Genomic DNA, 13039 nt, shown 5'->3' on the forward strand with positions numbered 1-13039 from the left:
AGGCCGTCCGTGCGCCGTACCGTTTTCACCGAGGACCACGAAGCGTTCCGGGAGACCATTCGCGCCTTCATCGAGGCGGAGGTCGTCCCCGTCTACGACGAGTGGTACGCCGCGGGCCAGGCGCCGCGCGACTTCTACTACAAGCTCGGTGAGCTGGGCATCTTCGGTATCGAGGTGCCGGAGGAGTTCGGCGGCGCGGGTGAGGAATCGTTCAAGTACCAGGCGGTCATCTACGAGGAGTGCGCGCGGGCCGGCGTCTCCTTCGGTGGCTCCGGGGTGCACGTGGCGCTGTGTCTGCCGTACCTCCTGGCGTACGCCACCGAGGAGCAGAAGAAGCGCTGGCTGCCGGACTTCGTCTCCGGGCGGAGCATGTACGCCATCGCCATGACCGAGCCGGGCACCGGTTCCGACCTCGCGGGCATGAAGACCACCGCCAAGCTCTCCGAGGACGGCAGCCACTACGTCCTCAACGGCGCCAAGACCTTCATCACCGGTGGTGTGCACGCCGACAAGGTCATCGTCTGCGCCCGCACCGCCGCCCCGACCGCCGAGGACCGCCGCCACGGCATCTCGCTGCTCGTCGTCGACACCAAGGCCGAGGGCTACGCGGTCGGACGCAAGCTCGACAAGCTGGGCCTGAAGACCTCCGACACCGCCGAACTGTCCTTCACGGACGTCAAGGTGCCGGTCGAGGACCTGCTCGGCGAGGAGCACAAGGGCTTCTCCTACCTCGGGCAGAACCTCCCGCAGGAGCGGCTCGGCATCGCGCTTGGCGCGTACTCGCAGGCCGCCGCGGCCGTCCGCTTCGCGCAGAGCTACGTCGAGGAGCGCACCGTCTTCGGCAAGACCGTGGCCTCCTTCCAGAACACCAAGTTCGAACTGGCCGCCTGCAAGGCCGAGGTGGACGCTGCCCAGGCCGTCTGCGACCGGGCCCTGGAGGCCCACGACCTCGGCGAGCTCACCGCCGCCGAGGCCGCGAGCGCCAAGCTGTTCTGCACCGAGGTCGCCCACCGCGTCATCGACAAGTGCCTCCAGTTGCACGGCGGCTACGGCTACATGAACGAGTACCCCATCGCCCGCCTGTACGCGGACAACCGGGTCAACCGCATCTACGGCGGCACCAGCGAGGTCATGAAGATGATCATCGCCAAGGACATGGGTCTGTAACCCGCTCCGCACTGTCTTTAGGACACACTCCCTCTATGCACAAGGCACTGGCATCACTCCTCGACCTGCTCGATCTCGAGCGGGTCGAGGAGAACATGTTCCGTGGGCAGTCCCGTTCGGCGATCGTGCCGCGGGTCTTCGGCGGACAGGTCGCCGCGCAGGCACTGGTGGCCGCCGGGCGCACGGTCCCCGCCGACCGGCACGCCCACTCCCTGCACTCGTACTTCCTGCGGATGGGCGACCCCGGCGCGCCGATCGTGTACACGGTCGACCGCATCCGGGACGGCCGTTCCTTCACCACCCGCCGGGTGGTCGCCATCCAGCACGGCAAGCCGATCTTCCATCTGTCCGCCTCCTTCCAGACGTACGAGGAGGGGATGGACCACCAGGCTCCGATGCCGCCCGCGCCCGACCCCGAGTCGCTGCCGACGGCCGCGCAGACGCTGCCGCGCTACAAGCATCTGTTCGCCGAGCCCACGATGGTCGAGCACATGCTGGAGACCCGGGCGGCCGTCGACCTGCGCTATGTGGACGAGCCGCCGTGGGGCACCGTCGGTACGCCCCGCGAGCCCCGTTCGCAGGTCTGGTTCCGCACCAACGGCAAGCTCGACGGCGCGGTCGACCAGTCGCTGCTGCACGTCTGCCTCGCCACGTACGTCTCCGACATGACGCTCCTCGACTCGGTGCTGCTCGCCCACGGGCGCGGCGGCTGGGTGGTCGGCGACGTGGTCGGCGCCTCGCTGGACCACGCCATGTGGTTCCACCGGCCCTTCCGCGCCGACGAATGGCTGCTCTACGACCAGGAGTCGACCTCCTCCTCCGGCGGGCGGGGCCTGGGCCAGGCCCGGATCTACACCCAGGACGGCAGGCTGGCCATCTCGGTGATCCAGGAGGGCGTCGTACGCGTGCCCCGCTGAGGCCCTCCAAGGCGGTCGCCCTGTCGCCCGCCCCAGGTCACAGCACCGCCGTATCCGGCTCCCCCTTGGGCCCTCCGCCCGTGCCGCCCTGGCCGCCGCTCCCGTCCGTCGGCAGTTCGGCGCGGACCTCGAAGCCGCCGTCGGGGGTCTGCCCGGCGTGGAACCGGCCCCGGCACTCCTGTACCCGTTCCTCCATGCCGATGAGGCCGTGCCCGCTGCTCGGCACGGCGACGGGGGCGGGGGTGTCCGCGCGGGGTGCGGCGTTGCGGACGGTGAGGTGCACGGTGGTGGGGGAGTAGTGCAGCGTCACGTCCGTGGGGACCAGGCCCGCGTGCTTGCGGACGTTGGTCAGCGACTCCTGGGTGATGCGGAAGACGGAGCGTGCGACCTGGCCGGGCAGCGGCCGTTCGGCGCCGGTGGCGCGCAGGGCGACGGGCAGCCCCGCGTCGGCCGACTCCTCGACGAGACCGCGCAGCGCCGACAGGTCCGGCACCCGCTCGGGGGCCTCGGAGTCGGGCACCGTGCCGCGCAGCACGGTGATGACCTCGCGCAGTTCCTGCAGCGCCTGGCGTCCGCTGGCGCCCATCTGGCGGCCGAGCTCGCGAAGCTGCTCGGGGTCGTCGCCCGCGGCGGTGTCCATGACGTTGCTGTAGACGACCACGAGGCCGATCTGGTGGGCGACCACGTCGTGCATCTCGCGGGCGATCCGGGCACGTTCGTCGGCCAGCGCCTGCGCGGCGAGGAGATGGCGCTCGCGTTCCAACTGCTCGGCGCGTTCGCGGAGTTGGTCGACCAGTCGGCGCCGGGTGCGCAGATGGGCGCCGAGCAGGGCCGGTGCGACGCTGAGGGTCACCGTGCCCGCGAGAGTCCACCAGAACTCGTCCGCGTCCGGCGCCTCCAGGTCCGGCAGCGGACCGACCATGAGCACGCCGAACATGAGCAGGGCCAGGACCGCGACGAGTCCGACGACGAGCCGGTCCGGCTTGCGGTAGCGGCCCAGTGCGTACGCGGCGAACGGCATCAGCAGGTCGCCGCCGATCAAGGCCGCGACCAGCGCCCCGAGGCTGAAGAGCACGGGGCGGGTGCGGCGTACCAGCGTGAGCAGTGCGGTGGCGACGCCGATCGCGACGACGAGGACGCGCAGCGGCAGCGCCAGATCCTTGGTGACCGACGACCACAGGTCCGGGAGCGTCGCCAGCGTGAGGCTCAGCCACAGCAGTACGTCGAATACGGCGGAGCGCCAGGTCGACCACCACAACGGACCTCGCTTGCCGGCACCTGCCGGGGCTTCTGGCGTGCTCACCCGCACAGGATAGGTGCGGCCAGGGGCGTGGGCCGGGAGAGGAACGGCGCCGTTCCGGGCGCGGGCACGGGCCGTTCTCAGGCGCGGGGCGCGATCCCGGCGTCGATCGCCGCGATGGCGAGCTGTACCCGGTTCTCGCAGTCCAGCGCGGCGAGCAGGCGGCTGACGCGGCGCTTGACCGTCGGTTCGTTGAGGCCCAGGCGGTCCGCGATCGCCGAGTTGGACAGGCCGCTGCCGACCAGGGCGAGCACCTCCCGCTCGGCCTCGCTGAGCTGGGCGAGCCGGGCGGTGGCGGCCTCGCGGGTGGCCGGGATGGCGGTGTTGGCGAGCTGCATGACGCGGCGGGCCACCGAGGGCGAGAGCATCGCGTCGCCCTGGTGCACCGCCCGTACCGCCGCGAGGAGTTCCGTGTGGTGGGCGTCCTTGAGCAGGAAGCCCGAGGCTCCGGCCTGCACCGCGGCGTGTATGTGTGCGTCGCGGTCGAAGGTGGTGAGGAGGAGGACCGCGGGGGCGTCGGGCAGTGCGGTCAGGTGCCGGGTGGCGGTGAGACCGTCCATGCCGGGCATCTGGATGTCCATGACCACGACATCCGGGCGGTGTTCGCGTACCCCTTCGAGGGCCTCGGAGCCGTTGCGCGCCTCCGCGACGACCGTGATGTCGGCACTGCTGTCCAGGACCAGCCTCAGTCCGGTACGGATCAGGTCCTCGTCCTCGGCGAGCAGTACTCGGATCATGGGGCAACCGTACCGGCCCGGCAGAACTTTCGACCGTCCCCTCCCTCCGGAGGCCGAGCGGGGACCGGAACCACGGGCTGACGGTTTCGGCGGCCCTGGCTGGGAGCGTGGAGTCATCGGTTCGCGACGCGGCGGGTGCCCTCGGCACCAGGTCGGCTCGATGCCCGGGCCGATGTTCCTGTCAGTCGTTCCGGCCGTGTCGGGCCCCTGCCCCCGGCCGTGTGAGAGAAACCGGAATCCCCGTCATGAACTCAGCTCTACGGATAGGTGGCGCGCTCACGGTCACCGCGGCCATGGTCGTCGCGATGACCGCCTGCGAGGACAAGGACTCCAAGGACAAGGACTCCAAGGGCACCGCCGCGGCCAAGGCCGTGCCCGCGTCGCTGACCGGGCAGAGGCTCGACTGGCACACCTGCGCGGCGCCGACCCCGGCGCAGGGCGGCGGCAAGGCGCCCGGCAAGGGCTGGGAGTGCGCCACCATGAAGGCGCCGCGCGACTACGCGAAACCTCAGGACGGCAGCATCGGCGTGCAGTTGATCCGCAAGAAGACCACCGACCCGAAGAAGCGCATCGGTTCGCTGGTCTACAACTTCGGCGGTCCCGGCGGCTCCGGCATCCAGACGATGCCCGCGCTCGGCGAGGCCTACGGGACGCTGAACCAGCGCTACGACCTGGTGAGTTTCGACCCGCGTGGCGTCGGCGAGAGCGAGGGCGTGAAGTGTCTGTCCGACAAGGAGACGGACGCGATGGCCGAGCGGGTCGACTCGACCCCGGACACCCCGGCCGAGGAGAAGGCGGCGCAGGCGGCGAGCAAGAAGTACGTTCAGGCGTGCGCGCGCAACTCCGGCAGGATGCTCCCGCACGTGGACACCGTCAGCACGGCCCGGGACATGGACCTGATGCGGCAGGTCCTCGGTGACAAGAAGCTCAACTACTTCGGTATCTCGTACGGCACCGAGCTGGGCGGTGTGTACGCGCACCTGTTCCCGAAGAGGGTCGGCCGTTCGGTCCTCGACGCGGTGGTCGACCCGACCCAGGACGAGCGGGAGAACGGTCTCGCTCAGGCGAAGGGCTTCCAGCTCGCGCTGAACAACTTCATGAAGGAATGCGCGACGGCGGGCAAGGAGTGCCCGACCGGCAAGGGCGGAGCCGAGGGCAGTCGGAAGCTCACCGACTTCTTCGAGAAGCTGGACAAGAAGCCGCTGCCGACGAAGAGCGGCCGCAAGCTCACCGAGGGCCAGGCGGTCACGGGTGTCGTCTCGTCCCTCTACAGCAAGGAGTCCTGGGTCTACCTGATGCTGGGACTTTCGGAAGCGATGGAGAACGGCACGGGCGACATGCTGCTCGGCCTGGCCGACTCCTACACCGGTCGTGACGGCAAGGGCCGCTACAGCAACTCGGATCCGGCCAACCGCGCCGTCAACTGCGTGGACGACAAGGCCCGTTACACCGAGAAGGACGTCGAGGCGGCGCTGCCCGAGTTCCGCAAGGCTTCGCCCGTCTTCGGCGAGACCGTCGCCTCCTTCCTCACCAGCTGCTCCGGCTGGCCGGTGAAGGGCGAGACGGACGGTCCCGAGGTCTCGGCGAAGGGTGCGGCGCCGATCGTGGTGATCGGCAACACCGGTGACCCGGCGACCCCGTACGAGGGCGCCCGGAAGATGGCCACGGCGCTCGGCAAGGGCGTGGGTATCAACGTGACGCTGAAGGGCGAGGGCCACGGCGGCTACAACACCGGCAACAAGTGCCTGCGGAAGGCCGTGGACGGCTACCTCCTGAACGGCAAGGTCCCGGCCATGGACACCACCTGCTCCTGACCCCCGCACCCCCCGCGTTCCGCGGGCGTCCCCCTCCCCCGGCAGCCCCCGTACCCGGTTCCTCTTCCCGGGTACGGGGCTCGCTCGTGCCAGGTGCCGCGGCCCGGGCGAACTTTCGACCGGCCCCTCCTCCTGGAGGCCGAGCGAAGATCGGAACCGGGGGGTGACGGCCCGGACGGAATACGCCGACAGGCTGGAGTCATCGGTTCCGCGGCGGCTCTTTGGCGGGCTGCCCGGGCCGATACCCCTGCAAGCTGTGCCAGCCGTGGAGTGCTCTGCCCCGGCCGTGCGAGAGAAGACGGAACCCCCCTCATGAACTCAGCCGTACGCATAGGCGGCGCACTTACGGTGACGGCCGCCCTGATCGTCGCGGTGGCGGCCTGCGAGGACGACGACTCCAAGGACTCGAAGGACTCCAAGGGCGCCGCCGCGGCCAAGGCCGTACCCGCGTCGCTGACCGGTCAGAAGCTCGACTGGCAGGCGTGCGAGGCGCCCACTCCGGCGCAGGGCGGCGGCGAGGTGCCCGGCAAGAACTGGGAGTGCGCGACGATGAAGGCGCCGCGCGACTACGCGAAGCCGGACGCGGGCACGATCGACCTCGCCCTCATCCGTGCCAAGGCCACCGACAAGCCGAAGCGCATCGGCTCGCTGGTCTACAACTTCGGTGGCCCCGGCGGCTCCGGCATCCAGACGATGCCCGCGCTCGGCGAGGACTACGGGACGCTGAACCAGCGCTACGACCTGGTGAGTTTCGACCCGCGCGGCGTCGGCGAGAGCGAGGGCGTGAAGTGTCTGTCCGACAAGGAGACGGACGCGATGGCCGAGCGGGTCGACTCCAGCCCGGACAACGCCGCGGAGGAGAAGGCGGCGCAGGCGGCCGACAAGAAGTACATCGAGGCGTGCGCGCGCAACTCCGGCAAGACGCTGCCGCACGTGGACACGGTGAGCGTGGCCCGGGACATGGACCTGATGCGGCAGGTCCTCGGTGACAAGAAGCTCAACTACTTCGGTATCTCGTACGGCACCGAGCTGGGCGGCGTGTACGCGCACCTGTTCCCGAAGAACGTGGGGCGTGCGGTCCTGGACGCGGTGGTCGACCCGACCGAGGACGTCAAGGAAGGCGCCCTCGCCCAGGCGAAGGGCTTCCAGCTCGCGCTGGACAACTTCATGAAGGACTGCGCGAAGCAGGGCGCGAAGTGCCCGACCGGCAAGGGCGGAGCCGAGGGCAGCAACGCGATCAAGGCACTCCTGAAGGAACTGGACGCCAAGCCGCTGCCGACCGACAGCGGCCGCGAACTGACCCAGGGCCAGGCGACGACCGGCATCATCTCGGCGCTGTACAGCAAGGAGCAGTGGCCGTACCTGAGCGCCGGTCTCTCCGAGGCCGCGCAGGGCCGGGGCAATGTGCTCCTCGCGCTGGCCGACAGCTACAACGGCCGTGACGACAAGGGCCGTTACAGCAACATGGGCCCCGCCAACCGTGCCGTCAACTGCGTGGACGACAAGGAGCGTTACACCGACAAGGACGTCGAGGCGGCGCTGCCCGAGTTCCGCGAGGCATCGCCGGTCTTCGGCGAGGACCTGGCGACGTCCCTGGCCACCTGCACCGGCTGGCCGGTCGACGGCGAGACGGACGGTCCGAAGGTCTCCGCGAAGGGCGCGGCGCCGATCGTGGTGATCGGCAACACCGGCGACCCGGCCACCCCGGTCGCGGGCGCCCGGAAGATGGCGGAGGGCCTCGGCAAGGGCGTCGGCATCAACGTGACGCTCAAGGGCGAGGGCCACGGTGGCTACAACACCGGCAACCCCTGCCTGACCGAGCTGGTGGACGGCTACCTCCTGAACGGCAAGGTCCCGGCGATGGACACCACCTGCTCCTGAACCCGTCCCCACCGGCCCGCGCATCGCGCGGCCGCCCCGCGGCCCCCGCATCCGGACCCCCTCCTCGTCCGGGTGCGGGGGCTCGGTGGTGTCCGGGGGCGCGGGGCTCGTGCCGTGCGCGGGGCGCCTACTCCGTACAGACCAGCGGGGGCCGCTCCGGGCGGGCCGGTCCGCGCGCCCGCTGCGAGGGTGGGGGCATCGGCCCCGCCCGGCCACCGGCCCGCGGGTGCTGTCGTACGAGCCGTTGCCGAGTGCCGGCCGCGTCATGCCCGCGCGGTGGCCGAACGCCGGAGATCGGAGCCCCATGTCCAGAGCCGTACGAGTGGGCGCACTCACCCTCGCCGCCGCGCTGATCGTCACCGGGGCCGCCGCTTGCGGTGACGACGACGGCGGCAGTGACGGGGGAGGCGGCGACGGAACCAGGGCCGCGGCCGACGACTCCTCGTCCTCCCCGGCGGGCTCCGGTGATCTGCCCGGCTCGCTGACCGGGCAGAAGCTCGACTGGCAGACCTGCGAGGCGTCCACCCCGGCGCAGGGCAGCGGCCCGCCGCCCGGCGCGCGCTGGCAGTGCGCGACGATGAAGGCGCCGCGCGACTACGCGAAGCCGGACGGCGCGACCGTCGACCTGGCACTGATCCGGTCCAGGGCCACCGACGAGTCCGAGCGCATCGGTTCGCTGCTCTACAACTTCGGCGGCCCCGGCGCCTCCGGCGTGGCCACGCTGCCCAGCCTCGGCCCCAGCTACAAGACCCTCAACAAGCGCTACGACCTGGTGAGTTTCGACCCGCGCGGCATCGGCGAGAGCGAGGGCGTGAAGTGCCTCTCCGACAAGCAGACCGACGCAGCCCTCGCCGCCGAGTCCACCCCGGACGATGCCGCCGAGCGCAAGCGCTACGTCGCCGAGGACAAGAAGGCCCTCGCCGCCTGCGAACGCCGCTCCGGCCCGATCCTCCCGCACGTGGACACGGTCAGCGCGGCCCGCGACATGGACCTGATGCGCGAGGTCCTCGGCGACAAGAAGCTGTACTACTTCGGCATCTCGTACGGCACGGAGCTAGGCGGTGTCTACGCGCACGAGTACCCCGAGAACGTGGGGCGGATGGTGCTCGACGCGGTGGTCGACCCCACGGAGGACGTGAAGGAGGGCTCCCTCGGCCAGGCGAAGGGCTTTCAGCTGGCCCTCGACAACTTCATGAAGGCGTGCGCGAAGCAGGACGGCTGCCCGACCGGCAAGGGCGGCGCCGCGGGCAGTAAGAAGGTCGCGGACCTGCTGAAGAAACTCGACGAGAAACCGCTGCCCACGTCGGACGACCGCGAGCTCACCGAGACCCTCGCGCAGACCGGCATCATCTCCGCGCTCTACAGCCAGGAACAGTGGCCCTACCTCGCCGCCGGACTCAACGAGGCCATGAACAAGGGCACCGGAGATCTGCTGCTGCTCCTCGCCGACTCCTACAACGGCCGTGACCGGAAAGGCCGTTACAGCACCCAGGGCCCGTCCAACCGTGCCGTCAACTGCGTGGACGACAAGGAGCGCTACTCGGTCGAGGACGTCGAGCAGAGCCTGCCCGCGTTCCGCGAGGCGTCCCCGGTGTTCGGCGACTCGCTTGCCTGGGGCATGTACGGCTGCACCGGCTGGCCGGTGAAGGGTGAGACGAACGGTCCCGAGGTCTCCGCGAAGGGTGCGGCGCCGATCGTGGTGATCGGCAACACCGGTGACCCGGCCACCCCGTACGCGGGCGCCCGGAAGATGGCCGAGGCGCTCGGCAAGGGCGTGGGCGTCAACGTGACGCTGAAGGGCGAGGGTCACGGCGGCTACAACACCGGCAACCCGTGCCTGCAGAAGGTCGTGGACGGCTACTTGCTGAACGGCAAGGTTCCGGCGCCGAACACCACGTGCACCGCCTGAGGTTCGCCCGCGGCGCCACCGCGCGGGCGCCGTACGCGGTGGTGGGTCAGAGCAGTCCGGCCGTGCCCAGCAGATACGCCGTCAGCGGGTCGTAGTAGCGCGGGCTGCGGACGTGGTCGTCCAGCGGGACCACGACCTGGAGGGTGCCCTCGGCCTCGCCGAGGAAGAGGGCGGGGTCGTTGCTGTCCGCGTAGCCGACCGCGTCGATGCCGCGCTGACCGGCGCAGCCCGCCCAGCCGTGGTCGGCGACCACGAGGTCGGGCAGGGCCAGGCCCTCGGCGGCCAGAGAGTCGAGGATCGCGGCCATCGGCGCGGGGGAGTGGGTGTGCCAGAGGGTGGCGCCGCGTTCCAGGACGGCGACGTCCGCGAACTGGAAGACCATGCCCTCGTCGGCCATCAGACCGTCCGGGATGACCACGATGTCGCAGCCCGCCGCGCGCAGCGCCTCGGCGGTGGCGCGGTGCACGTCGAGCAGCCCGCCGGGGTGGCCGGTCGCGAACAGCACCCGCTGCCGGTCGGCGGCCGCCTTGCGCAGGCGGCCCGCGAGCCGGTCGAGGGCGTCCACGGTCAGCTCCGGGTCGATGGTGTCCTGGCCCTGCCGGTGCTCGGGGTCGTCGTTCACACCGCAGCGCTCGGCCATCACGGCCAGGACGTCCTGCTCGTCGCCCCAGCGGTCGCCGAGTTCGAGGCCCAGCCAGTAGTGCCGGTCGCCGTTCGCGAGCTTGCGGTAGTGGGAGAGGTTGTTCTCCCGCGGCGTGGCGACGTCGCCGGCGATACGCGTACGAACGAGATGGGCGACCAGATCGGCGCGGCTGGGGATCCCGGGTATTGGCATGCCCACCATTGTGCCGTCGACGGCTCCGCGGACGCCCCTCCTCCGCCCCGCTGGGACGCGGGTCACCCGCGATCGCCCGGGAACATCGGCGGCCAAGGCCTTGTGAGACAGTGCGCCGGGCGCCGCATTGACCCGGAAACGTACACTTCAGCGCCGCGTCCGCCCACCGGCGGGCCCGGTACCGTGCAAGCGCCACAAAGCGTAGGAAAGGCCTTATCGATGAGCAGCGACGCGACCTCCCGGCACACCGGGGCCCCGGCCGGTCCCGCGGAGCCCGTGGGCCCCGTTGATTCCTCCCGTATCCCGCGCTACGCGGGACCGGCGACCTTCGCGCGGCTGCCGCGCCTGGACGAGGTCGGGCGGGCCGGGGTCGCCGTGGTGGGTGTGCCCTTCGACTCCGGCGTCTCCTACCGGCCCGGCGCCCGGTTCGGCGGCAACGCGATCCGGGAGGCCTCGCGCCTGCTGCGCCCGTACAACCCGGCCCAGGACGCCTCGCCGTTCGCGCTGGCCCAGGTCGCGGACGCGGGCGACATCGCCGCGAACCCGTTCAACATCAACGAGGCCGTCGAGACCGTCGAGGGCGCCGCCGACGAACTGCTCGGCACCGGCGCCCGGCTGATGACGCTCGGCGGCGACCACACCATCGCGCTGCCGCTGCTGCGCTCGGTGGCGAAGAAGCACGGCCCGGTCGCGCTGCTCCACTTCGACGCGCATCTGGACACGTGGGACACGTATTTCGGCGCCGAGTACACGCACGGCACCCCGTTCCGGCGCGCGGTCGAGGAGGGCATCCTCGACACCGAGGCGCTGTCCCACGTCGGCACGCGCGGCCCGCTGTACGGCAAGAAGGACCTGGACGACGACGCCAAGATGGGCTTCGGCATCGTGACCTCGGCCGATGTGATGCGGCGCGGCGTGGACGAGATCACCGACCAGCTCCGCCAGCGCATCGGCGACCGGCCGCTGTACATCTCGATCGACATCGACGTGCTCGACCCGGCGCACGCGCCCGGCACCGGCACCCCCGAGGCGGGCGGCCTGACCTCCCGCGAACTCCTGGAGATCCTGCGCGGCCTGGCCTCCTGCCACCTGGTCTCGGCGGACGTGGTCGAGGTGGCGCCCGCGTACGACCACGCCGAGATCACCTCGGTCGCCGCCTCGCACACCGCGTACGAGCTGACCACGATCATGGCGCGGCAGATCGCGGCGGAGCGCGCGGGCGCCTGACGGGGCGCCTTCCGGACGCCCGCGCCGGTCCGCACGCCCGGCGCAAGTCGATCAACGTCGTGCGCGGGGTGCGACCCGCCCGCGACGGGAGAGACCGCTCACACCGGGGCGCCGCCCGAGGCTCAAGCAAAGGGCCGGGGCGGCGCCCCGCGACTGTCTGAGATGTGCGCTACAGCAGCACGTGTCCCGGTTCGCCCACACTGGCAGCCGTTCGTACGGCGAGTGGGCACCGGAATTCCCCGGCGCCGGTGCGGTCCGCACCGGTCGTTGCCCTCGCCCCTGTTCAGGAGCAAGGGAGTTCCGATGTCGCATGTGCCGCCTAGGCGTGCCCGGATTCTCGCGGGCACCCTCACGGCCTCCGTCCTGGTGCCGCTGGCCGCCTGCGCCTCGGCGACCGCGGCGACGGGGACCGAGGGACGGGGCGGCGCCGAGCGGCAGGGCCCCCGGGTGGCCTGCGCCTCGGGTCAGGCCGGGCTCGCCGAGCGTCTGGAGCGGGACATCGACCGGGCGCTGCACGGCCGCGCGGGCACGGTGGCCGTCTCGGTCCACGACCCCGGTACGCGGACCTCCTGCGCCCTGCACGCCAAGAGCGCCTTCGACTCGGCCAGCATCGTCAAGGTGACCGTGCTCGCCGCCCTGCTCCGCACCGCCGAGCAGGAGCACCGCGCGCTCACGGCCGAGGAGCGGGACCGCGCCGAGGCCATGATCACCGAGTCGGACAACAAGGCGACCTCGGCCCTGTGGAAGCAGCTCGGCCGCGAGCGGATACAGGACTTCCTGGACGCCGCCGGAATGCGCGACACCGTGCCGGGGCCCGGCCGCTTCTGGGGCCTGACCCGGGTGACCGCCGAGGACGAGCAGCGGCTGCTCGACCTGATCACCCGCGCGAACCCGGTCCTGAGCGACGCCTCCCGCGCCCGCCTCCTGGAGGACATGGCCGCGGTCGTCCCCGACCAGCGCTGGGGCACCCCCGCCGGAGCCCCCGCCACCGAACTCGCCCACCTCAAGAACGGCTGGCTCGAGCGCGAGAAGCAGGGCTGGCGGGTGCACAGCATCGGCGCCTTCCAGGGCGCGGGCCGCGCGTACACGATGACCGTGCTCACGCAGGGCAACAAGAACTTCGCGTACGGCGTCGACACCATCGAGGGGGTCGCACGCGCCGTGCACAAGGAGCTCGGCAACGCCGACGCTCCGGCGCGTGCGCTGCCGCTGCTCCAGCCCGTACGCCCGCCCGCGCTGCTGGCCCAGTGAC

Annotated in this window: 10 protein-coding genes; 7 read left to right on the forward strand and 3 right to left on the reverse strand. The window is 71.4% G+C overall.

Annotated elements, in window-relative coordinates; translation table 11 throughout:
- Positions 1-9: 9 nt before the first annotated feature.
- Together HUT18_RS22880 and tesB are read left to right on the forward strand one after the other, a co-directional pair.
- Positions 10-1167, forward strand: coding sequence for an acyl-CoA dehydrogenase family protein (locus HUT18_RS22880; protein ID WP_176102436.1), 1158 nt, complete (start codon positions 10-12; stop codon positions 1165-1167).
- Positions 1168-1202: 35 nt separating this feature from the next.
- Positions 1203-2084, forward strand: coding sequence for an acyl-CoA thioesterase II (gene tesB, locus HUT18_RS22885; protein ID WP_176102437.1), 882 nt, complete (start codon positions 1203-1205; stop codon positions 2082-2084).
- 37 nt (positions 2085-2121) lie between these two features.
- Here tesB and HUT18_RS22890 read toward each other — a convergent pair whose 3' ends face one another.
- Complete coding sequence (locus HUT18_RS22890) at positions 2122-3387, reverse strand: sensor histidine kinase (RefSeq protein ID WP_176102438.1); 1266 nt, start codon at positions 3385-3387, stop codon at positions 2122-2124.
- 77 nt (positions 3388-3464) lie between these two features.
- A complete protein-coding gene (locus HUT18_RS22895; protein WP_176102439.1) occupies positions 3465-4121 on the reverse strand; it encodes a response regulator transcription factor in 657 nt (218 codons plus the stop codon).
- 245 nt (positions 4122-4366) lie between these two features.
- Between HUT18_RS22895 and HUT18_RS22900 the strand changes: the two genes are divergently transcribed.
- From HUT18_RS22900 to HUT18_RS22910, 3 genes are all read left to right on the forward strand, one after another.
- Positions 4367-5935 (forward strand): alpha/beta hydrolase, encoded by a 1569-nt coding sequence (locus HUT18_RS22900; RefSeq protein WP_176102440.1) that lies wholly within the window; start codon positions 4367-4369, stop codon positions 5933-5935.
- A gap of 312 nt (positions 5936-6247) precedes the next feature.
- Positions 6248-7816 (forward strand): alpha/beta hydrolase, encoded by a 1569-nt coding sequence (locus HUT18_RS22905; protein WP_176102441.1) that lies wholly within the window; start codon positions 6248-6250, stop codon positions 7814-7816.
- Positions 7817-8120: 304 nt separating this feature from the next.
- Positions 8121-9725 (forward strand): alpha/beta hydrolase, encoded by a 1605-nt coding sequence (locus HUT18_RS22910; RefSeq protein ID WP_176102442.1) that lies wholly within the window; start codon positions 8121-8123, stop codon positions 9723-9725.
- Positions 9726-9771: 46 nt separating this feature from the next.
- Here the strand turns inward: HUT18_RS22910 and HUT18_RS22915 are convergent, their stop codons facing one another.
- Positions 9772-10560, reverse strand: a complete 789-nt coding sequence (locus HUT18_RS22915) for a phosphatase (protein ID WP_176102443.1) — start codon at positions 10558-10560, stop codon at positions 9772-9774.
- A 219-nt stretch (positions 10561-10779) separates the two neighbouring features.
- Here HUT18_RS22915 and speB point away from each other — a divergent pair, with 219 nt between their 5' ends.
- Positions 10780-11787, forward strand: a complete 1008-nt coding sequence (gene speB / locus HUT18_RS22920; protein ID WP_176102444.1) for an agmatinase — start codon at positions 10780-10782, stop codon at positions 11785-11787.
- 303 nt (positions 11788-12090) lie between these two features.
- Positions 12091-13038 (forward strand): serine hydrolase, encoded by a 948-nt coding sequence (locus HUT18_RS22925; protein ID WP_176102445.1) that lies wholly within the window; start codon positions 12091-12093, stop codon positions 13036-13038.
- Position 13039: the final 1 nt, after the last annotated feature.

It is taken from the genome of Streptomyces sp. NA04227, from assembly GCF_013364195.1.
Lineage (GTDB): Bacteria > Actinomycetota > Actinomycetes > Streptomycetales > Streptomycetaceae > Streptomyces.